At 72.9% G+C, this 20,863-nt stretch carries 20 protein-coding genes; 14 read left to right on the top strand and 6 right to left on the bottom strand.

The annotated features are described in order from the left end of the window. Positions 1-19 precede the first annotated feature (19 nt). The 4 genes from ACILSK_RS05885 to ACILSK_RS05870 form a co-directional block, all read right to left on the bottom strand. Positions 20-1,399, bottom strand: a complete 1,380-nt coding sequence (locus tag ACILSK_RS05885; RefSeq protein ID WP_395726446.1) for a coenzyme F420-0:L-glutamate ligase — start codon at positions 1,397-1,399, stop codon at positions 20-22. Position 1,400: 1 nt separating this feature from the next. After that, positions 1,401-2,432 (bottom strand): 2-phospho-L-lactate transferase, encoded by a 1,032-nt coding sequence (gene cofD, locus ACILSK_RS05880; protein ID WP_395726205.1) that lies wholly within the window; start codon positions 2,430-2,432, stop codon positions 1,401-1,403. Positions 2,433-2,608: 176 nt separating this feature from the next. Continuing rightward, the gene (locus ACILSK_RS05875) at positions 2,609-3,934 is read right to left on the bottom strand and encodes a M18 family aminopeptidase (protein WP_395726204.1); all 1,326 of its coding nucleotides are present in this window, start codon (positions 3,932-3,934) and stop codon (positions 2,609-2,611) included. Positions 3,935-4,165: 231 nt separating this feature from the next. Further along, positions 4,166-4,936 (bottom strand): site-2 protease family protein, encoded by a 771-nt coding sequence (locus tag ACILSK_RS05870; RefSeq protein ID WP_395726203.1) that lies wholly within the window; start codon positions 4,934-4,936, stop codon positions 4,166-4,168. A gap of 330 nt (positions 4,937-5,266) precedes the next feature. Here ACILSK_RS05870 and ACILSK_RS05865 point away from each other — a divergent pair, with 330 nt between their 5' ends. Together ACILSK_RS05865 and ACILSK_RS05860 are read left to right on the top strand one after the other, a co-directional pair. Next, a complete protein-coding gene (locus ACILSK_RS05865; RefSeq protein WP_395726445.1) occupies positions 5,267-5,521 on the top strand; it encodes a WhiB family transcriptional regulator in 255 nt (84 codons plus the stop codon). 76 nt (positions 5,522-5,597) lie between these two features. Next, entirely contained in the window at positions 5,598-5,999 is a 402-nt protein-coding gene (locus tag ACILSK_RS05860) for a YccF domain-containing protein (protein ID WP_395726202.1), read from the top strand. Here ACILSK_RS05860 and ACILSK_RS05855 read toward each other — a convergent pair. After that, positions 5,992-6,474, bottom strand: coding sequence for a metallopeptidase family protein (locus ACILSK_RS05855; protein WP_395726201.1), 483 nt, complete (start codon positions 6,472-6,474; stop codon positions 5,992-5,994). The genes ACILSK_RS05860 and ACILSK_RS05855 overlap by 8 nt on opposite strands. Positions 6,475-6,741: 267 nt before the next feature. Here ACILSK_RS05855 and ACILSK_RS05850 point away from each other — a divergent pair, with 267 nt between their 5' ends. From ACILSK_RS05850 to ACILSK_RS05795, 12 genes are all read left to right on the top strand, one after another. Then, entirely contained in the window at positions 6,742-7,101 is a 360-nt protein-coding gene (locus ACILSK_RS05850) for a DUF3499 domain-containing protein (protein ID WP_395726200.1), read from the top strand. 130 nt (positions 7,102-7,231) lie between these two features. After that, complete coding sequence (locus ACILSK_RS05845) at positions 7,232-8,650, top strand: phosphomannomutase/phosphoglucomutase (protein ID WP_395726199.1); 1,419 nt, start codon at positions 7,232-7,234, stop codon at positions 8,648-8,650. A gap of 98 nt (positions 8,651-8,748) precedes the next feature. After that, a complete protein-coding gene (locus ACILSK_RS05840; RefSeq protein WP_395726198.1) occupies positions 8,749-8,970 on the top strand; it encodes a Trm112 family protein in 222 nt (73 codons plus the stop codon). After that, entirely contained in the window at positions 8,967-10,280 is a 1,314-nt protein-coding gene (locus ACILSK_RS05835) for a hypothetical protein (RefSeq protein ID WP_395726197.1), read from the top strand. The genes ACILSK_RS05840 and ACILSK_RS05835 overlap by 4 nt, the downstream gene beginning before the upstream one ends. After that, positions 10,280-11,521, top strand: a complete 1,242-nt coding sequence (gene manA / locus ACILSK_RS05830; RefSeq protein ID WP_395726444.1) for a mannose-6-phosphate isomerase, class I — start codon at positions 10,280-10,282, stop codon at positions 11,519-11,521. The genes ACILSK_RS05835 and manA overlap by 1 nt, the downstream gene beginning before the upstream one ends. Positions 11,522-11,773: 252 nt before the next feature. Next, complete coding sequence (locus tag ACILSK_RS05825; RefSeq protein WP_395726196.1) at positions 11,774-13,441, top strand: amino acid permease; 1,668 nt, start codon at positions 11,774-11,776, stop codon at positions 13,439-13,441. Positions 13,442-13,607: 166 nt separating this feature from the next. Beyond that, positions 13,608-13,922, top strand: coding sequence for an integration host factor, actinobacterial type (gene mihF, locus ACILSK_RS05820; RefSeq protein WP_395726195.1), 315 nt, complete (start codon positions 13,608-13,610; stop codon positions 13,920-13,922). A 17-nt stretch (positions 13,923-13,939) separates the two neighbouring features. Next, on the top strand, positions 13,940-14,536 hold the full coding sequence (gene gmk / locus ACILSK_RS05815; RefSeq protein WP_395726194.1) for a guanylate kinase: 597 nt from the start codon (positions 13,940-13,942) through the stop codon (positions 14,534-14,536). An 83-nt stretch (positions 14,537-14,619) separates the two neighbouring features. After that, positions 14,620-14,913, top strand: a complete 294-nt coding sequence (gene rpoZ, locus ACILSK_RS05810) for a DNA-directed RNA polymerase subunit omega (protein ID WP_395726193.1) — start codon at positions 14,620-14,622, stop codon at positions 14,911-14,913. Beyond that, positions 14,873-16,213, top strand: coding sequence for a bifunctional phosphopantothenoylcysteine decarboxylase/phosphopantothenate--cysteine ligase CoaBC (gene coaBC, locus ACILSK_RS05805; protein ID WP_395726192.1), 1,341 nt, complete (start codon positions 14,873-14,875; stop codon positions 16,211-16,213). Before rpoZ ends, coaBC begins: the two co-directional genes overlap by 41 nt. A gap of 114 nt (positions 16,214-16,327) precedes the next feature. Then, positions 16,328-17,521: a methionine adenosyltransferase gene (gene metK, locus ACILSK_RS05800; protein ID WP_395726191.1), complete on the top strand. Its 1,194-nt coding sequence runs from the start codon at positions 16,328-16,330 to the stop codon at positions 17,519-17,521. Positions 17,522-17,902: 381 nt separating this feature from the next. Next, positions 17,903-20,101: a primosomal protein N' gene (locus ACILSK_RS05795; protein ID WP_395726190.1), complete on the top strand. Its 2,199-nt coding sequence runs from the start codon at positions 17,903-17,905 to the stop codon at positions 20,099-20,101. Here ACILSK_RS05795 and ACILSK_RS05790 read toward each other — a convergent pair. Continuing rightward, positions 20,094-20,771, bottom strand: coding sequence for a GNAT family N-acetyltransferase (locus ACILSK_RS05790; protein ID WP_395726189.1), 678 nt, complete (start codon positions 20,769-20,771; stop codon positions 20,094-20,096). The genes ACILSK_RS05795 and ACILSK_RS05790 overlap by 8 nt on opposite strands. Positions 20,772-20,863: the final 92 nt, after the last annotated feature.

The raw sequence follows: 20,863 nt of genomic DNA, 5'->3' as shown, positions 1-20,863 counted from the left end.
GTGTGTGCTCGTCGGAGCGTCACCGCATCACCAGGCCGCCGCCGGCCGGCGGGCGGGGCGTGCCGATGGGATCGATCGGGTGTCCGACGGCCACTGCGCCCAGCGGCTGCCAGTCGGCCGGCAGATCGAGGACGGAATGCACCACCGCCGGGCAGAAGATCGTCGAGGAGATCCAGGCCGAGCCCAGGCCTTCCGCCGCCAGCGCAACGAGCAGGGCCTGCACAGCGGCCCCGCCGGCCACGGTGAACATGGTCCGTTCGGCGTCCCGCCGGCGCTCGTCCGGGTAGTCGTGCCGGCCCTCGCCGTCGATCAGCGGGACCAGGATCTCCGGGGCGTCGCGCAGCACCTGGCCGCGGCCGGTGCGCCGGGCGATCCGGGCGGCGTCCCAGCCGTCACCGGCCAGGTCGGCCTCCCAAGCCGCCTGCATGGCCTCCAGCAGCGCCCCCCGGTGCTCGCGCACCCAGACGAAGCGGACCGGCCGGGTGTGGTGCGGCGCCGGCGCCGTCAGCGCGATGTCGACGCAGCGGGCGATCGTCGTCGGATCGACCGGCGCGTCGGCGAACTCCCGGACGGTCCGGCGCAGCAGCACCGCTTCCCGTCGGCCCTGCTCGATCGCCAGATCGGTGCCGAGCCGGAACAGGTCCTCGTCCCGCGGCCGGACCAGCGCGCGGGCGGTCCGGTGCTCGGAATCGGGCTGCCGGTCGGCCCGCCGCAGTCCCCGGGCCACGGCCACCGGGACCTGACCGAGCTTGCCCTTGACCAGGTCACCGGCGGCGGCGAGTTCGTCGGCGACCGCCACCTGGGTCACCACCAGCTCGTTGCCGTGCCGGTCCGTGCCCCCGCGGTGGTCGGCCAGCACCGGCCGGCCGGCCGCGCCGATCGCCACGTCGGTCACGCCCAACCGCCAGGCCCGGCCCTGGGTGTCGGTGATGATCACCCCGACGTCCAGCCCGCGGGCGGCGAAGGCGTCCCGCAACGCGGCCGCGGACGCGTCGGGATCGTCGGGCAGCAGTGCGATCTCGTCGGCCAGCACGTTGGACGCATCGATCCCGGCCGCGGCGGCCACGATGCCCAGCCGGTTCTCCACGATCTTGGTCCGGCCCATCTGGGCGACCAGCCGCACCGACTCCTCGTCGATGAGCCGGCGGCGCAGCGCGTCCCGCTCCGCCGGGTCGGTGGGGGATGGCACCAGCCGGCCCTCCACCTTGCTGACCACCTTGGAGGTGACGAGCAGGACGTCGCCGTCGGCGAGCCACGGCGCGGCGGCCGCGATGGCGGCGGCCAGGTCGTCACCGGGCCGGAACTCGGGCAGCCCGGTGACCGGTAGCACCTGGAGGCCGGCCGGGGCGGGCGCGTCGGCCGGGTCGGGTGTGGCCGGGTGGGTGCCGGTGTCGGGCAGCTCAGCCACGGCCGGCCACCCCGGCGATCTCGGCGCAGGCCGCCACCATGGTCGCGGTCCGATCCGGGTCGGTCATCAACAAGGGCCGGGCGGCCACCGTCACCCCGGGGATCGTCGCCGTCTCGCCGCCGGCGATCAGGTAGGCGTCCAGCAGACCACCGTCGGACCGGGCGCCGTAGTGCCGACCCACCCCCTGCGCGCTGACCGGCACCCCGACCGCCTCCAGGCATTTGTCCGCATGACCGCGGACCGGGGCGGTGCCGATGATGGGTGACACCCCGACCACCGGCGCCGACGTCGTCCTGATCGCCTCGGCGATCCCCGGGACGGCCAGGATCGGCCCGACGGACACCACGGGGTTGGACGGGGCGACCAGCACCAGATCGGCGCCGTCGATGGCCTCGAGCACGCCCGGCGCGGGGGTCGCATCAGCCGCACCGATCGGGGTGATGGACATCGCCGGCAGCTTGGCCTGGTAGCGGATCCACCACTCCTGGAAGTGCAGGGCGACCAGCGGCGCGGCCGACCCGGCCGCGTCGGGCAGCACCGTCGGGTCCTCGACCACCACGTGGGTCTCCACCCGGTCGTCGCTCATCGGCAGCAGGGTCACCCCGGGCTGCCAGCGCCGGCACAGCGCGTCGGTGACGTCGGAGAGCCGGTAGCCGGCGTCGAGCATGCGGGTGCGCACCAGGTGGGTCGCGATGTCCCGGTCACCCAGGGAGAACCAGGGCGCTTCGGCGTCGTACCCGGCCAACTCGCTCGACACGGTCCATGTCTCGTCCGCCCGGCCCCAGCCGCGCTGCAGGTCCGAGATCCCGGCCAGGGTGTACATGCACGAGTCGAGATCCGGGCAGACCTGCAGGTTGTGCAGCCGGATGTCGTCGGCCGTGTTGACGATCGCCGTGATCCGGTGGTCGCTCCCGGTCGTGTCACCGGGCCCGGGCGGGCCGAAAGCCGGCCATCCCAGGTACCGCTTCACCCCGAGCAGGAACTTCGCGCCGCCCACTCCGCCGGCCAGGACTGCAATTCTCACGTCTGCCGATCCTTCCAGACTCCAGGACCCGGGAATCCGCGTGACGTCCCGGGCGGCCTTGCGGCTGAACCGGGGTTGCGCTCGGACCCACCCCCGTGCGCAATCCCGGTTCGGTGGAATCGGGTCCGGCCGCCCGTTGCGGCCGACGCTCGCCCGGAGTGAGCCGGCGTGCGCGGTCAGGCCGGCGCCAGGAACGCGGCCAACGCATCGGCGTACATCACCTGATCGGCCACCCCGCACAGCTCGCGGATCGAATGCATGGACAGCGTCGGTGCGCCGAAGTCGACCGTGGTCGCCCCGGTCAACGCGGAGGTGATCGGTCCGACCGTCGACCCGCAGGGCAGGTCGGACCGGACCACGAACCGTTGCACCGGCACCCCGGCCTGCTCGCAGGCCAACTCGAAGGCCGCGGCGCCGACCGCGTCGGTGGCGTACCGCAGCTGGTTGTTGATCTTCAGCACTGGCCCGCCGTTCATCGCGATCCGGTGATTCGGCTCGTGCTTCTCCGGGTAGTTCGGGTGGGTGGCGTGGGCCATGTCGCCGGAGGCGATGACAGTCCCGGCCAGGGCGCGCAGCACGTCCTCCCGAGCGCCGCCCGCGGCCAGCACGACCCGCTCGATCGTGGTCGCCAGCAGGGTGGACTGGGCCCCCCGCTCGGACACGCTGCCGACCTCCTCATGGTCGAACAGGGCCAGCAACTGGCGGTGCCGCGTGTCGCCCGCGCGGATCAACGCGCGGACGCCGGCGTAACAGGTCGCCTGGTTGTCCAGCCGGGCGCTCGCGATCAGCGCCCGGTCCAGTCCGATCCGGCGGGCCGGCGTCAGGTCGTACGCCGACAGGTCCCAGCCGAGGACGTCGGATCGCCGGACGTCCAGCCGGTCGGCAAGGAACTGCCGCAGGTCACCGGGCCGATCGCCCAGGCCCCAGTGCGGGGCCAGATGCAGCTGCGGATTGAGCACCAGCCCATCGGTGTTCACCCCCCGATTGAGGTGAATGGCCAACTCGGAGACCCGCAACAGGGGCTCGTCCACCTGCAGTAGCCGGGTGCGGCTGCCGCCGGTGCTGCGGGCGCTGCCGGTGCGGCCGCCGGACCGCAGGGCTACCCGACCGGCCAGGCCCAGGTCGCGGTCCACCCAGCTGGCCAGCAGCGGCCCGCCGTACACCTCGACACCCAGCTGCTGCCAGCCCTGCGACGCCAGGTCCGGGTTGGGCTTGATCCGCAGCCCCGGGCTGTCGGTGTGCGCCCCGATGATCCGGAACGGGGCGGCCGGGTCGGGGTCATCGCCCGTCCGCCAGGCGATCAGCGAACCGCCGCGGATCAGGTAATACCCACCCCCGGTGCCCGGCCACCGGTCGCGCTCGTCCAACCGCCGGAAGCCCGCGTCATCGAGCAGGGCCGCCGCGGTGGCGCAGGCATGGAACGGGGTGGGGGAGGCATCCAGGAACGCGCACAGGCCGGCGGCGGTTCCGTCGGCCACCTCGGCATCGCTCCATGTCGTCATCCTGCAACCCTCCCATCCCGGTGTCCCGCGGCCGAAGCCGCCGGCCGGCCCGGCGGGGCTGCCGGGCCGCCTGTCCGGACCCGCGCACGGCGGTCGACTTGCCAATTTCCGCCCGAGGTGAATCGATTCCGGAGGGCGAAGAGTGGCAAGTCGTTCGGAACCGGCGGCGACCACCCCCTCCGGTCAGCCCGGGAGCCGGCCGGCCCGGGCCGGTCGGCCCGGAGAAGTCGGTCAGGCCCAGAAGCGGAAGAGGTTCGATCCGATGCCGGCCAACAACGGGTTGCCGCCGACCCAGACGAACAGTTCGTTGGCCGAGGTGAACAAAACCCGGCTGACCTGCGGCACGGAGAACAGGATGATGAACGCGACCAGCGGGATCCAGGGCCGGGCCGGGCGCAGCCGCTCGGTGAACCGCGGCGACAGGTAGGGCTCGATCACGCCGAACCCGTCGAACCCCGGGATCGGCAGGATGTTCAGGATGCCGGCGACGAACTGCAGCAGGGCCAGGTAGGACAGGGCCGCGCCGAGCGGCGACGAGATCGGGGCCGCGACGATCGCCAGCACCACGCCGCAGACGAAGTTGGTGGCCGGCCCGGCGGCCGAGACCAGGCTCGCCCACCAGCGAAACCGCAACCGGCCGGGCTCGACCAGGACGGCCCCACCCGGCAGCGGGATGCCGCCGATCGCCAGCAGGATGATCGGCATGACGACCGAGGTGGCCAGGTCGGTGTAGCGGGCCGGGTTGAGGGTCAGGTAGCCGCGGGCCCGCACCGAAGTGTCGCCGCCGGTGTAGGCCACCAGCGCGTGGGCGAACTCGTGCAGGCACAGGGTGATGACCCAGCCGCCCAGGACGACGACGAACACCCAGACGCCGACGGGGACGCCGAACGTCCCGGACGCGGACGATGGGGTCGACGCAGCGGACTGAGCAGCCAGGGCCCCGCCGGCCGTGACGAGCACGATCAGCGGGAAGATCCAGCCACCACCGGAGGACTTGGCCATCCGACCAGTCTTCCTGGCGATCACGCACAGCGACGTGTGCGCCCGCTCACCCTCCCGAAGCGGCAATTCTTGGCGCGACGCGCCGTATAGCACCCGTCCCAGCTTGACGTGAGGCGAGACACACGGGTGTAATCACATCGGTGTCATTTCACCGGTCGTCCTCGATCAGTTCCCCGACGTCAGCGCAGATCCGCGGCGAACGCCTCCGATCGAGGGCGGTACAGGGCCCGACGCCCCGGTGATCCGGCAGTCGGCGGCGACACGATCGCCGCCGGCGCCACAGCAAGGACAGTGAGGAACCAGCGCGTGACCGACCTGGGGGTGCCCACCATGCGGCAGATTCCCTTCTCGCCGACGGAAACCGGCGAACCGGAATGGCACGAAAGAGCTCTGTGTGCGCAGACCGACCCGGAGGCGTTCTTCCCCGAGAAGGGAGGGTCGACCCGAGAAGCCAAGAAGATCTGCACCGGCTGCGAGGTGCGGGCCGAATGCCTGTCGTACGCGCTTGCGCACGACGAGCGGTTCGGCATCTGGGGTGGATTGAGCGAGCGGGAACGCCGCCGGCTCAAGCGCGCCGCGGGCTGAGGCCCGCCGGCGGTCGGCTCACCCGCATCGGGTGACCGGCGCCCGTCGACGGCCCCCGATCAGTACCGTCGACGGCGTGCGCGTTCTCCTCAACATCATCTGGCTGGTGCTGTGCGGCTTCTGGATGTTTCTCGGATACATCCTGGCCGGCATCGTCGCCTGCATCCTGATCATCACGATCCCGTTCGGTATCGCCTCGTTCCGGATCGCCGGGTTCGCGTTGTGGCCATTCGGCCGGACCATGGCCAACCGACCCGGTGCGGGGGCGCCCTCGTTCATCGGCAACGTCATCTGGTTCATCGTCGCCGGGCTCTGGTTGGCCATCGGGCACCTGGTCACCGGGCTGGCGCTGTGCATCACGATCATCGGCATTCCCTTGGCCATCGCCAACTTCAAGCTGATCCCGATCTCGCTGGCGCCATTGGGCAAGGAGGTCGTCCGGCTGGGCGACCCACACGCGCTGCAGACCGTCAGCTGATCGGGCCGTCGCCGTCGTCGGGTTCGCCCAGCATCTCGCCGAGCAGTTCGGCCAGCACCTCGGCGACCAGGTCACCCAGTTCGCCCGCGTCGCCCGACCGCACCTCCAGCGGTCGCCGGTACACGACGATCCGGGCCTTGGTCGGCCGGCCGCGCGAGTCCATGCCGGGCGGGAGGAAACGGGCCAGCGGCACCCCGCCGTCCAGCACCACTTCGTCGGAGCCGATCTCCTGGCCGTCGGCCGGCACGACGGGTACCTCGTCGACGGCGAACTCGAGGGATTCAAGTCGTCCCGGCCACCGGGCGTCCAACTCGGCCACCGCCTCCAGGACGGCCTGGTCGAACCGTTCGGCGCGGGTCCGGGACGCCGGGAGTTCGGCCGGTAGCAGCGGAGTGCGCAGGCCGCGACCCCGCCGGTCCCGTCGGGGCGGCGCCGCCGACGCGTCGACCGGCGGCGCGGACCGACGCTGCACCACCGGCCCGACCGGTCGCGAGGTTCGTCCGGGCAGCCCGGGGCGCGGGCGTCGGGGTTCGGGATCGGTGCCGGCCATGACGGACCCAGTATGGCGGGCGGCGGCACCGATCACCGGGCCCAGGTACCTGGTGACCGGCCACCGCCGCCGGGCGCCGGTACCCCCACGCACTGGCGGATCGGCTTCCCGGCCGGTCCCCGCGGCGGGTCCGTCCCAACGGTCCGGCGTGCCGCGGCACCCCCGTCGGGGCGATGGCGTTATCGTGCCGCAGTGGCCAGACTGCGGCGATGCTCACGGAACGGGTGTACCAACCCGGCCGTCGCGACTCTGACGTTCGCGTACGCCGATTCGACCGCGGTCGTCGGCCCGTTGGCCACGGCCGCGGAACCGCACTCGTACGACCTGTGTTCGGCGCACGCCCAGGGCCTGACCGCGCCGAAGGGCTGGGAAGTGGTGCGGCCGGACGACGAGTTGGGCGAGGTCACCCGCAACGACGACCTGGAGGCCCTGGCCAACGCCGTTCGCGAGGCCGGTCGGATCGAGCGAGGGGTCTCGCGGGACCCCGAACCGGCGCCGGTCGAGGGCGGTCGCCGCGGACACCTGCGGGTGCTGCCGTCCCCCGACGCCTGACCGGTAGGGTCCTTGACGGGAGCCCACTGCCGGGTCGGTGCGGGCGCCGGACCGGCTCATGCCGGCTGCAGGCGGGGCACCGGCCTGCGAATTCGGGCCGGATCGAGCGCAGATCGAGAGGACTGATGTCGTGGCGGTACCGACCTCGGAGGCCGGTCGACCGGCCGATGTGAGCCAGTCGCGACTGACCGCGTTCGTCAAGGCCTACGACGTGCGGGGGCTGGTCGGATCGCAGCTGACCACGGAGGTGACGAGGGCGATCGGATACGCCTTCGCCCGGTTCCTGCGCCCGGACGCGTCCGCGGTGGTCGTGGCCTACGACATGCGTGAGTCCTCGCCTGCGCTGGCCGGCGCCTTCGCCGAGGGTGTGACCACCGCCGGCCTGGACGTGGTGATGGCCGGCCTCGGCTCCACCGACATGCTCTACTTCGCCGCCGGCCACCTGACCATGCCGGGCGCGATGTTCACCGCCTCGCACAACCCCGCTTCCTACAACGGGATCAAGATGTGCCTGGCCGGGGCCGTGCCGATCAGCCTGGACACCGGTCTGGCCCTGGTCCGGGACGAGGCCCAGGACATCCTGGACGCCGGCTGGGACGCCGCCCGGCTGGCCGCCGACCGGGTCGGCGTGGTGACCGAGCAGGACCTGCTGGCCGAGTACGCCGAGTACCTGCATTCGTTGGTCGACCTGCGGTCGATCCGGCCGTTGCGCGTCGTGGTGGACGCCGGCAACGGCATGGCCGGCTACACCGTGCCCGCGGTGCTCCGGGATCTGCCGCTGCAGGTCGACGCGATGTACTTCGAGCTCGACGGGAGCTTCCCCAACCACGAGGCCAACCCGCTGGACCCGGCCAACCTGGTCGACCTGCAGGCCCGGATGCGGGCGACCGGAGCCGATATCGGCCTGGCATTCGACGGTGACGCGGACCGCTGCTTCGTCGTGGACGAGCGCGGTGAGCCGGTCTCGCCCAGCGCGATCACCGCGCTGGTGGCCACTCGGGAGCTGCGCCGGCACCCCGGCGCGACCATCCTGTACAACCTGATCTCGTCCCGGGCGGTGCCGGAGATCGTCGCCGAGGCCGGCGGCAATCCGGTCCGCACCCGCGTGGGCCACTCGTTCATCAAGGCCGAGATGGCGCGGACCGGCGCCGTGTTCGGTGGCGAGCACTCCGCCCACTACTACTTCGCCGACTTCTTCCGGGCCGACACGGGCATGTTGGCCGCGCTGCATGTGCTGGCCGCGCTCGGCGGTCAGGACGCCCCGCTCTCGGAGTTCGCCGCGGAGTACGACCGGTACGCCGACTCCGGGGAGATCAACTCGACTGTCGACGACGTCCCCGGCAAGCTCGCCGAGATCACGTCCTGGGCGGCCGCGCACGCCGGCGACGTCGATGAGATGGACGGCATCACGGTCAGCTTGGACGACGGTCGCTGGTTCAACGTGCGGTCCAGCAACACCGAACCGCTGCTCCGGCTCAACGTCGAGGCGCGGACCCCGGCCGCGATGGCCGAATTGCGCGACGAGATTCTGGCGTTGATCCGCGCCTGAGCCGCCGGGCGGCGTCATCCTTGACGGGGGATGCCGGCCCGGCCGACCCACCGGCGATGATGATGACCGCCGCACCGCTGACCAGAAAGGCTCCGACGATGTCAGGTCCGGGGGAGGGACCGGCCCGGCTGGACCCGGCTCTGCTCGACGTGCTCGCCTGCCCGGCCGAGCACCACGCGCCACTGATCGAGGGCGCTCCCGGTGATCCGGCCGCGCCCGCGCTGACCTGCACCCACTGTGGGCGCGTCTTCCCGATCCGGGACGGCATCCCCGTCCTGCTCCTGGACGAGGCCAGCGGCGGGGACGGGTCGCCGGCATGACGCCCGCAGACCTGCACGATCCGGCCTCGCTGGTCGGCGCCGACGCTGCCCAACTGTTGCCGTCGGCGGCCCTGGCCGGGGCCCTGGTCCGGTCCACCGCCGAACAGGTTGCCTCGTTCGCCGAGTTCGGCCGGCCGCGCGCGTTGATCGTCATCGGGGCCAACGCGGCCGTCGACACCGCCCTGTTGACGGCTCTGGTCGGTGACGTGCCCGCGCCGGTGGTCACCGGGACGAGCCTGCCGACCTGGGTCGGCCCGCTGGACATCGTGGTGGTGCTGGCGTCCCTGGTGGACGACATCGCCGCCGCCGAGGCCGCCGCCCAGGCGGTCCGCCGCGGCGCCCGGGTCATCGTCCGGGCGGCCGGGCACGGTCCGGTCGCCCAGGCCGCCGCGGGTGCCGTGCTGGTGGAGCCGATGATCCCGGTGACCGAGGCGTTGGCCGGGGCCGCGCGGCTCACCGTGCTGGTCGGCGTGGCCACCGCCGCCGGGTTCGGCCGACGCCCCGATTTCCTGGCCGCGGCGGACCAGCTCGATGCGCTGGCCGTTGCCTGCCATCCGTCGTCGGAGTTCTTCGTCAACCCGGCCCTGACGTTGGCCGAGCACCTGTCCGCGGGCACCGGCCTGATCATCGGGACCGACCCGGTGGCCGATGCGCTGGCCGGCTACACCTGCCGCGCGTTGGCCGCGCTGGCCGGGTACGCGGGAGCCCCGCTGCTGTCGTACCAGGCGGCCGGATCGCCGCCGGTCCTGGCCAGCGCGGCGCGCACGGACGGCCCCGCCGGCACCTTCTACGACCCGTACCTGGACGACGACGACGCCGCATCGGATGGCGGGCAGACCCTGGCCAGCGTGCTCGTCGTCGGGCCGGCCGCCCAGGGCGGCGCGGCGGCGGCCGGTGGCGCGCTGCTGCCGTTGGAGTCCCTGCCGGCGTTCGGGTCCGAGCCGGTCGACCCGGTGCACCCCGCGGCGCCCCGGTCGCCGCTGGCCGCCGCACTGCAGTCCGCGCTCCCGCGTGCGCTGACCATCGGGCCGGAAGAGCTGCCGTCCCGCGAGGCATCCACCGACGAGGCGGCTGCCCCGGCGCCGGCCCGGGATGCGTTCAGCTGGACCCTGGCCATGATGGCTCGGGTCGATTTCGCCGCCGTCTACCTCAGCCTGCGGGCGGGGTCCCGGGTGCCGATGGACAGCCCGGACGGCCTCGGCCGGCCGGGCAGCGCCGCCCTGCACCTGCCGGCCGGGGGATCGATGCGCGGCGGCCGCGGCGATTCGAGGGCGCCGTGGAACGAAAGGGAGTCCGGTTCGTGGAGTTGATGCGCAACCGGGTCCGGCCGTACGCCTGGGGTTCCCGGACGGCGATCGCCGAACTGCTCGGCGAGCCGACGCCGGCCCCGCACCCGCAGGCCGAGCTGTGGATCGGCGCGCACCCGGCCGACTCCTCGGTGCTGCTGACATCCGATCCGGCCGACGGTGCTGACCGGACGGAGGGTGCCGATCGGGTGAAGGGTGCCGGACGACCGCTGGTCGAGGTGATCGCCGCGGACCCGGTCGGCACGATGGGCGCGCGAGTCTACGACCGGTTCGGTGCCCGGCTGCCCTTCCTGCTCAAGGTCCTGGCCGCGGCCGAGCCCCTGTCGCTGCAGGCGCATCCGTCGGCGGCGCAGGCCGAGCGGGGGTTCGCGTTGGAGGAGGCGGCCGGCATCCCGCTGAGCTCGCCGCAGCGCAACTACCGGGACAGCTGGCCCAAGCCGGAGCTGATCTGCGCGCTCACCGAGTTCGAAGCCCTGTGCGGGTTCCGCGAACCGTCCCGAACGGTGCATCTGCTGGCCGCCCTGGAGGTGCCGGCGCTCGATCACTACCTGGGACTGCTGTCCGGTCAGCCCGACGAGCATGGCACCCGCGCGCTGTTCTCCTCCATCATCACCATCCCGCCGTCCACCCTGGGACCGCTCCTGGCCGACGTGCTCGCGGCCTGCGTGCAGCGGGTGCAGCGCGGTGACGAGTTCGCCACCGAATACCGGACCGCGCTCGCCCTCGGTGAGCGGTACCCGGGTGACCCCGGGGTGCTGGCCTCGCTGCTGCTGAACCGGATCACGCTCCAACCCGGGCAGGCGCTGTTCCTGCCGGGCGGGAATCTGCACGCCTACCTGGCCGGGGTGGGCATCGAGATCATGGCGAACTCGGACAACGTGCTGCGCGGCGGTCTGACCCCCAAACACGTCGACGTTGGCGAGCTGATGAAGGTGCTCGACTTCGGCCCCGGGGAGCAGCCGATCCTGCACGGAGATCCGGGTGACACCGGCGAATGGGTGTACCGGACGCCGGCGCCGGAGTTCCGGCTGTCCCGGCTCCAACCCGGCCCCGACCGGCGGGAGATCACTCACCCGGGTCCGCAGGTGCTGCTGGTGGTGGACGGGTCCATCGAGGTGTCCGACGGCCGCGGGACCGTGCTGGTCGTGCCGCGCGGTCGGTCGGTGTGGATCGGCGCGCAGGACGGTCCGGTCTGGGTCAGCGGCGGAGGCACCGCCTTCCGGGCCATCGACGGATTGCGCTGACGCACGGGCCGACGCATCCGCCTTGCGGGCACGCGCGTCGGTGATCGGTGCACCCGCCGTCGTGGGTGAATCCGCCGTTGTGCGCACCCGCCGTCGTGGGTGAATCCGCTGGCCGCTGTCGGCCCTACCCGGGTCGATCCAGGAGGGCCGAAACCGGCGCGTCGAGGCGAAGGTGGGGGTGTCACTGCATGAGCCTCGGGTGACCGCTACGGTCGGCGGGTCCGCGCACCGTGACAGGGGAGGGGGACCATCGTGTCGGTCTGGCGCACCAAGTCCGTCGAACAGTCCATCCAGGACACCGACGAGCCCGGTCACAAGCTCAAGCGGAGCCTGTCCGCCTTGGACCTGACGATCTTCGGCGTCGCCGTCGTCATCGGCGCCGGCATCTTCACGTTGACCGCGCGGGTCGCCGCGACCACCGCCGGGCCGGCCGTGTCCCTGTCGTTCGTGATCGCGGCCGTTGCCTGCGGACTGGCCGCCATGTGCTACGCGGAGTTCGCCTCCACCGTGCCGGTGGCCGGGTCGGCGTACACGTTCTCCTACGCGACGCTCGGCGAGCTGATCGCCTGGATCATCGGCTGGGACCTGGTGCTGGAACTGGCGCTCGGCGCGTCCGTGGTGGCCAAGGGCTGGTCGCTGTACCTGGGGAACCTGTTCACCCAGTTCGGCGGGTCGCTGCAGACCTCGATCGAGCTGGGTCCGGTGGACTTCGATTGGGGCGCGGTGGTGATCGTCGCGCTGATCACCCTGGTGCTCATCCAGGGCGCCAAGCTGTCCGCCCGGGCGAACATGATCATTACCGCGATCAAGGTGTTCGTGGTGCTGCTGGTGATCGTCGTCGGCTTCTTCTACTTCGACGCCAGCAACCTCTCCCCGTTCGTCCCGGCGAGCCAGCCGGCGCCGGAGGGCGGCAAGACCGGGCTGGAGCAGCCGCTGCTGCAGCTGATCGTCGGCAGCGCGCCGTCGTCGTTCGGCTGGTTCGGGGTGCTGGCGGCCGCCTCCCTGGTCTTCTTCGCGTTCATCGGTTTCGACATCGTGGCCACCGCGGCCGAGGAGACGCGCAATCCGAAGAAAGATCTGCCGCGCGGCATCCTCGGCTCGCTGGTCATCGTCACCGTGCTGTACGTGCTCGTCTCGCTGGTACTCACCGGGATGGTGCCGTACGACCAGCTCGGCCCCCTCCTGCCGGACGGCACCCACGACGGCAACGCGGCCACTCTGGCCAGCGCGTTCTCCGCCGTCGGGGTCAACTGGGCGGCCAACGTGATCGCCATCGGCGCGCTGGCCGGGCTGACCACCGTCGTCCTGGTGCTGCTGCTCGGGCAGAGCCGGATCATCTTCGCGATGAGCCGCGACGGCCTGCTGCCCCGCTCGATCGGCACGGTCGACGAGAAGACCGGGACGCCGGCCCGGATCACCGTCGGGGTCGGTGCGGTGGTCGCGATCATCGCCGGATTCTCCGAGATCAGCGTGCTGGAGGAGATGGTCAACGTCGGCACGCTGTTCGCGTTCATCCTGGTGTCCATCGGGGTGATCGTGCTCCGCCGGACCCGGCCCGACCTGGAACGGTCGTTCAAGGTGCCGTTCATGCCGGTGCTGCCCATCCTGTCGGTCGTCGCCTGCCTGTGGCTGATGATCAACCTGACCGCCATCACCTGGATCCGGTTCCTGGCCTGGATGGCCCTGGGCGTCGTCGTCTACTTCGCCTACGGCAAACGGCATTCGCTGGTCGGCAGGCGGGCGGACGGCAGCCTCGGGTTCGCCGAGGAGGAACTCAAGTCGACCTGGCGGGCCGAGGAGGACTCGGGCTGGGTCGGCCCCCGGTCGGCCCGCCGGCCATCCGGCGGTCCGGCCCACGATCACCCCGATCGCCCCGGTGGTCCGGGGCGTGACCAGGACGGTTCCGAGAGCGACCGATGACGGCGCACCGGCAGGCGGTGTTTGCCGCCCCGGCCGGGCCTGGGTAGGTTCGCAGGGGACCGAACGGACGTGACCGGCTTCACCGGTGCGCCAGCCGGATCCGGGGGCCGCAGGCACTGCGGTGAACTTCAGCACGGATATTTCACAGGAAAGAAGTGAGGCCGACGTGGCTCTTCCGCAATTGACCGACGAGCAACGCGCCGCGGCCCTGCAGAAAGCGGCCGCCGCCCGTCGTGCCCGGGCCGAGCTCAAAGAGCGGCTCAAGCGGGGCGGGACCACCCTCAAGCAGGTGCTGATCGACGCCGAGACGGACGAGGCGCTGGCCAAGCTCAAGGTGTCCGCGCTGCTCGAGTCATTGCCCGGGGTGGGCAAGGTCCGCGCCGCGCAGCTGATGGAGCAGTTCGACATCGCCCAGAGCCGCCGGGTCCGGGGGCTGGGCGAACGTCAGCGGCAGGCCCTGCTCAACGAGTTCGGCTACTGACCCCGCACCAGGGTTCGGTGCCTGAGCCGGTGAGCCAGGGACGCCTGTTCGTCCTGTCCGGGCCATCCGGGGTCGGCAAGAGCACCGTTCTCGCCCAGGTGCGGTCGCTGCTGCCCGACCTGTGGTACTCCGTGTCGGCCACCACCCGGGCCATGCGCCCGGGTGAGGTCGACGGGGAGAACTATCACTTCGTCACCGAGGAACGGTTTCGCCACCTGATCTCCACCGGCCGGCTGCTGGAGCACGCACACTTCGCCGGCAATTGGTACGGCACCCCCCGCGACCCGGTCGAGGAGCGGTTGGCCGCGGGCGAGGATGTGCTGCTGGAGATCGAGGTGCAGGGGGCCCGCCAGGTGCGGCAGGCGCCCGGCCTCGGCCCGGACGCCGTGTTGATCTTCCTGGCCCCACCGTCGGTCGACGAGCTGATCCGACGGCTGGTCGGCCGGGGGACCGAGGACCGGGCGACGATCGAGGCCCGGCTGGCTGCGGCCCGGAACGAATTGGCGGCGGAACCGGAGTTCGACCACACGGTGGTGAACACGAACGTCGGGGCCGCGGCCGCCGGCTTGGTACAGTTGGTGACCGGGTCCCGGCCCGGTTCGCGCGTGCCCTGAATTCCGGGCGCGGCCGACGAGGGCGGCGGCGAGCGCATTTCCTTGGCCCGGCCAAGGCTTCCATGGAAACAGGAGCACCGCAGATGAGTACTTCAGCAGACACCGGCGCGCCCACCGCGGCGTCGATCGCGGCCGCCGGCATCACCTACCCGCCGATCGATGAGCTGCTCACCCGCACCAGCTCCAAGTACGGCCTGTCCATCTACGCCGCGAAGCGCGCCCGGCAGATCAACGACTACTACGCCCAGCTGGGCGAGGGTCTGCTCGAGTACGTCGGCCCGCTGGTCGAGCCGCTGCCGAAGGAGAAGCCGCTGTCGATCGCGCTGCGCGAGATCAATGCCGGCCTGCTCACCCACACCGAGGGCGAATCGGCCTGATCAGCCCGCTCGTCCGGAATCGGTGACGGTGCCGTCAACCCCTGCGTCCGACCCCCGCCCGCGCGTCGTCGTCGGGGTCGGGGGTGGTATTGCCGCGTACAAGGTCGGCGGCCTGGTCCGGGCGTTCACCGAGAGCGGCGCGACCGTGACCGTGGTGCCGACCGCCGCCGCGTTGAACTTTGTCGGCGCGGCGACCTGGGAGGCCCTGTCCGGGCAGCCGGTCGCGGCCGACGTCTTCACCGACATTCCGCAGGTCAAGCATGTGCTGACCGGTCAGCGGGCGGATCTGGTGGTGATCGCCCCGGCCACCGCCGACCTGCTGGCCCGGGCGGCCACCGGCCAGGCCGACGATCTGCTGACCTCGACCCTGCTGGTCACTCGCGCGCCGGTGCTGATGGCCCCGGCGATGCACACCGAGATGTGGTCGCACCCGGCGACCGTCGCGAACGTCGGCACGTTGCGGTCGCGGGGGGTGACCGTGCTCGATCCGGCCGTTGGCCGGCTCACGGGCGCCGACACCGGTCCCGGCCGGCTGCCCGAGGTGGACCACATCCATTCCCTCGGTTCCCTGCTGTTGTGCGATCCCGGCGCCATCCCGCACGACCTCGCGGGTCGCCGGGTCGTGATCTCCGCCGGCGGCACCCGCGAACCGCTGGATCCCGTGCGATTCCTCGGCAACCGGTCGTCCGGCCGGCAGGGCTACGCGCTGGCCCTCGTCGCGGCGGCTCGTGGTGCGCAGGTGACCCTGGTGTCGGCCAACGTGGCACTCGAACCGCCGCCGGGCGTCACCGTGGTCGAGGTCGGCGACGCGCGCGAGCTCGAATCCGCGATGACCACGCATGCCGCCGGCGCCGACGTCGTCGTGATGGCCGCGGCCGTCGCCGACTTCCGTCCGGTCCGGGCCGGCGAGACCAAGATCAAGAAGCGGGCCGGGCAGGGGCCGCCGGCCGTCGAGCTGGTCGAGAACCCGGACATCCTGGCCGGGCTGAGCCGGCCGTCGCCGGACCGGGCGCGGGTGGTCGTCGGGTTCGCCGCCGAGACCGGGGACGGCGACGGCACGCCGCTGGACTACGGGCGCGACAAGCTCGCCCGGAAGGGCTGCGACCTGCTGGTGGTCAACAGGGTCGACGAGGGTCGCGCGTTCGAGGTGGCCGACAACGCCGGGGTGATCCTGGCCGCGGACGGTTCGCCTCCGGTGGAGGTCCCGTTCGGCCCGAAGACCGTGCTGGCCGCCGCGGTCTGCGCCGTGGTCGCGCGGCGCCTGGCCGGCGCGGCACCCGGCCGCGAGCCCCCGAAATGACCGGTTCCGCCCTGCGCGCCGCGTAGGGTTCGGCGCGATCGGGCTTTCGAAGACCCGGCCCCGCCTTTCATTCCGTCCGATCCCAACCCACCCGCACCATAGGAGCAAACAGCCGTGACCTCCCGCCTGTTCACCTCGGAATCCGTCACCGAGGGACACCCGGACAAGATCTGCGACGCGATCAGCGACTCGATCCTCGACGAACTGCTCCGGCAGGACCCCGCCAGCCGGGTCGCCGTCGAGACGATGGTCACCACCGGCCAGGTGCACGTCGCCGGTGAGGTGACCACCAGCGCCTACGCGGACATCCCCGCGATCGTCCGGGAGACCGTGCTCGGCATCGGCTACGACTCGTCGGCCAAGGGCTTCGACGGCGCCTCCTGTGGCGTGAACGTGGCCATCGGCGCGCAGTCGCCGGACATCGCCCAGGGCGTGGACACCGCGTACGAGTCGCGGGTGGACGGCCACATCGACCTGCTGGAGCAGCAGGGCGCCGGCGACCAGGGCCTGATGTTCGGGTACGCGTGCACCGACACCCCCGAGCTGATGCCGCTGCCGATCGCCCTGGCCCACCGGCTGTCCCGCGGGCTGACCGGCGTGCGCAAGTCCGGCGCGGTGCCGTACCTGCGGCCCGACGGCAAGACGCAGGTGACCATCGAGTACGTCGGCGACAAGGCTGTCCGGCTGGACACCGTGGTGGTCTCGACCCAGCACGCGGAGAACATCGACCTGGAGCAGCTGCTCGCCGTCGACGTGCGGGAGCAGGTCGTCGAGCCCGAACTGGCCCCGCTGGAGATCGACACCACCGGCTACCGGCTGCTGGTCAACCCGACCGGGCGGTTCGTGATCGGCGGCCCGATGGGCGACGCCGGGCTGACCGGTCGCAAGATCATCGTCGACACCTACGGCGGGATGGCCCGGCACGGTGGTGGCGCATTCTCCGGCAAGGATCCGTCGAAGGTCGACCGGTCCGCCGCCTACGCGATGCGCTGGGTGGCCAAGAACGTGGTGGCCGCCGGGCTGGCCGACCGGATCGAGGTGCAGGTCGCCTATGCCATCGGCAAGGCGTCCCCGGTCGGCCTGTTCGTGGAGACCTTCGGCACCGAGCAGGTCGACCCGGACAAGATCGCCGAGGCGATCAAGCAGGTGTTCGATCTGCGGCCGGCCGCCATCATCCGGGACCTGGACCTCAAGCGCCCCATCTACGCGCAGACCGCCGCCTACGGCCACTTCGGCCGCACCGACGTCGACCTGCCCTGGGAGAACACCGAGCGCGCGGCCGACCTGAAGTCCGCCCTCGGCATGTAAGTACGGCGCGTGGGCACAGGCGCCCGTCTCCGCGGGGCGTCTCGTCCGCGCGGGCGCGCCCCGTCCACGCGGGGGCCGGCCCCTCCGACGGCCCCGTCCCGCGCGGATCATCAACGCCAGCGCGGATGAACCTGCACCGAATGTGATCGGTGTGACGCCTGAGTGCGATTTCATCCGCGCGGCGCGGAACCGCGCCGTGGGCCGGATGTTGTCCGATGCCGCCGGACGTCGCCGCGGCGGCGACGGTCGCTGTGCCGCGGCATCCCCGCACTCCGGGTCGAGGTGGCGTCGGCGGCCGGGCTGTGGAGTCGCGTCGGCCCCCGGCGGCGTCGCCCGGACCGGCCGGGGCCGGGTGTCGGCGGTGCTTGATATGCATGACGGGTGACCGCCTCGTCCGCCCGCCGCCCGGCCGGCCCCCGGCCCCGCCCGTCGGCGGGTGCCCGGACGCCGGCCTCGTCGCTGCCGGTGGCCCGGGTGCTGGTGGAGGTGCCGCTGGCGCACCTCGACCGGCCGTTCGACTACCTGGTCGACGCCCGGGACGATGCTGCGGCGCAACCAGGGGTCCGGGTGAAGGTGCGGTTCGCCGGTCGGCAGGTCGGGGGGTTCGTCCTCGCCCGGGTTGCCGAATCCGACCACACCGGTCAGCTCGGCTACCTCGAGCGGGTGGTCTCGCCCGAGCCGGTGCTGACCACGGAGGTGTTCGAGCTGGCCCGCGCGGTCGCCGACCGGTATGCCGGAACCCTCGCCGACGTGCTGCGGTTGGCCGTGCCGCCCCGACACGCCCGGGTGGAGAAGCAAGGCAAAGCCGGTCCCGCGACGGATGCACCGGTCGGTACGCCGGTCCCGGCCGGACCCGGCGGTGACGACGCCGAGCGGCCGGTGCCACCCGTGCCGCCCGACTGGTCCGACGCCGAGCGGCCGGTGCCACCCGTGCCGCCCGACTGGTCCGACGCCTACCCGGCCGGCGCGGCCTTCTTCAAGGCGATCCGGGAAGGCCGGCCGGCGCGCGCGGTCTGGCAGGCGCTGCCGGGGGAGGACTGGCCGGCGCGGCTGGCCGAGACCGCGGCCGCGGCGTGGGCGGCCGGTCGCGGCGCCCTGCTGATCGTCCCCGACGCCACCGACCTGGCCCGGCTGGACGCCGCGCTGACCATCGCGCTCGGGCCGGACCGGCACGTCACGCTGACCGCGGACCTCGGCCCGGCGGAGCGGTACCGGCGTTTCCTGGCCATCCGGCGGGGGGAGCGGACGATCGTCGCGGGCACCCGCGCCGCCGCCTTCGCCCCGGTGGCCGACCTCGGACTCGTCGCCGTGTTCGACGACGGCGACGACTTGCTCGCCGAGCCTCGGGCGCCGTACCCGCACGTCCGCGAGGTACTGATGTTGCGCTCCGCGGCCCGCTCGGGTCCGATGCTGATCGCCGGGTTCGCGCGAACCGCCGAGGCCCAGTTGCTGTTGGACAGCGGCTGGGCGCAGGCGCTCGGGCCGCACCGACCGCTGGTGCGGGCGCGCTGCCCGTGGGTCCGGGCCACCGGCTCCGAACACGTCGCGGGCGCCACCTCCGCCGCCGCCCACACGCGTCTTCCCCCGGCCGCCTTCGAGGCCGCCCGGTCGGCGCTGGGGCGGGGTGCGCCGGTGCTGGTCCAGGTGCCGCGGGCCGGGTACGTGCCCGCCGTGGCCTGCGAGCAGTGCCGCCGCCCGGCCCGCTGCCGGCGCTGCCGGGGCCCGCTCCGGGTGACGGCGGCCCAGACCTCGAGCCTGCTGCAGTGCCGCTGGTGCGGCACGAACGAGGCCTACTTCCGCTGCGGCGCCTGCGGCAGCGCCCGGATCCGGGCCACCACCATCGGTGCGGGCCGGACGGCGGAGGAGATCGGCCGGGCCTTTCCCGGGGTGCCGATCCTGAACTCCTCCGGCGCGACGGGACGACCGGACGTGCCGGACGGACCGGCCATCGTGGTGGCCACCCCCGGCGCGGAGCCGGTCGCGCCGACCGGGTACGGCGCCGCGCTGCTGCTGGACGGCCGGCTGCTGCTGGGCCGGCCGGATCTGCGGGCGGGGGAGGAGACGCTACGACGGTGGATGGGCGCGGCCGCGCTGGTCCGCCCGCAGCGATCGGGCGGGCAGGTCGTGGTCGCGGCCGAGTCCGCGCTGTCCACGGTGCAGGCGCTGATCCGCTGGGACCCCGCCGGTCACGCCGAGGCCGAGCTGGCCGCCCGGCGGGAACTCGGCTTTCCCCCCGCGGTGGCGATGGCCGCGATCGACGGAACCCAGGTGGCGATGATGGACGCGCTGGACCGGCTGCATCTTCCGCCGGACGCCGAGGTGCTCGGGCCGGTGCCGCTGGACGACGGCGAGCAACCCGTCACCGACCTCGAGGACGAGCCGCTCGACGGCGCCGGCTCGATGCTGCTCGGGTCGGACCCCGGGCTGCCGGCCGGCACCCGGCTCCGCGCCCTGATCCGGGCGCCGCTCGCCCAGCGCAAGGCGTTGACCGCCGCGCTGCAGGCGACCGCGGCCGGCCGGTCGGCCCGCAAACTCGGCGGTGGTCTGCGGGTCACGATGGACCCGGCGGAGGTCATCTGAGTTCGGTCAGCCGCCGGCGCAGACCGTCCCGGACCGCCGGCCACTCGTCCCGCAGGATCGAGAACACCACGGTGTCCCGGAAGGTGAAGTCGGCCCGCGCCTGGTGGCGGCGCAGCACCCCCTCCCGGACCGCGCCCAGCTTGGCGATCGCCGCCTGGGAGCGGGTGTTGAGCAGGTCGGTCTGGATCTTGACCCGGCCGAACCGGCAGTCGTCGAACGCGTGGGCCAGCATCAGCAGCTTGCATTCCGGGTTGACGGCCGAGCCCCAGACCGCCGGCGCATAGGCGGTCCAGCCCAGGTGCACCCGTTCGTCCGGCAACGACACGTCACCCAGGGACGACGTGCCGACGATCGTCCCGGCCGGCCCCAGCGGGCCGTCGGCGACGAGCCGGACGACGTATGCGGCGGACCGGCGGGAATCGGCCAGCGCCGACGACCACCACCGGCCGAACGCCAGCAGGTCCCGGGGCCGCCCCGACGGGCCGCCGCCGTAGCCGCCCGCGTACACCCGAGGGTCGTCGAGCGCGGTGAACAGTCCCGAGGCATCGGCGGGCCGGCCCGCGTCCAGGCGCACGACGTCACCGACCAGCCAGCGGCCGTCCGGTTCGACCGCCACCATCGCCGTCACCCCTTCGTCGGTCGAGTGCGTGCGGTCGCCGGCCGGGGTCATCCATAGACTTGCCGGGCCGCGGGCGACCACGGCAGATCATCCCGCACCCGGGCCGCGCGCCGATGCCGCCCCGGAACCCGGGCCGATCCGGC

Origin of the sequence: Nakamurella sp., from assembly GCF_044224575.1 — a bacterium.
Taxonomy (GTDB): Bacteria; Actinomycetota; Actinomycetes; order Mycobacteriales; family Nakamurellaceae; genus Nakamurella.
This window is presented reverse-complemented; position numbering and strand designations above follow the sequence as displayed.

Coding starts and splice junctions, on each gene's coding strand:
- ACILSK_RS05875 (WP_395726204.1), bottom strand. CDS start 3,934: ATGACGACATGGAGCGATGCCGAGGTGGCCGACGGAACCGCCGCCGGC.
- ACILSK_RS05870 (WP_395726203.1), bottom strand. CDS start 4,936: ATGGCCAAGTCCTCCGGTGGTGGCTGGATCTTCCCGCTGATCGTGCTC.
- ACILSK_RS05865 (WP_395726445.1), top strand. CDS start 5,267: ATGCGGCAGATTCCCTTCTCGCCGACGGAAACCGGCGAACCGGAATGG.
- ACILSK_RS05840 (WP_395726198.1), top strand. CDS start 8,749: ATGTCAGGTCCGGGGGAGGGACCGGCCCGGCTGGACCCGGCTCTGCTC.
- ACILSK_RS05835 (WP_395726197.1), top strand. CDS start 8,967: ATGACGCCCGCAGACCTGCACGATCCGGCCTCGCTGGTCGGCGCCGAC.
- manA (WP_395726444.1), top strand. CDS start 10,280: ATGCGCAACCGGGTCCGGCCGTACGCCTGGGGTTCCCGGACGGCGATC.
- rpoZ (WP_395726193.1), top strand. CDS start 14,620: ATGAGTACTTCAGCAGACACCGGCGCGCCCACCGCGGCGTCGATCGCG.
- coaBC (WP_395726192.1), top strand. CDS start 14,873: ATGCCGGCCTGCTCACCCACACCGAGGGCGAATCGGCCTGATCAGCCC.
- ACILSK_RS05790 (WP_395726189.1), bottom strand. CDS start 20,771: ATGACCCCGGCCGGCGACCGCACGCACTCGACCGACGAAGGGGTGACG.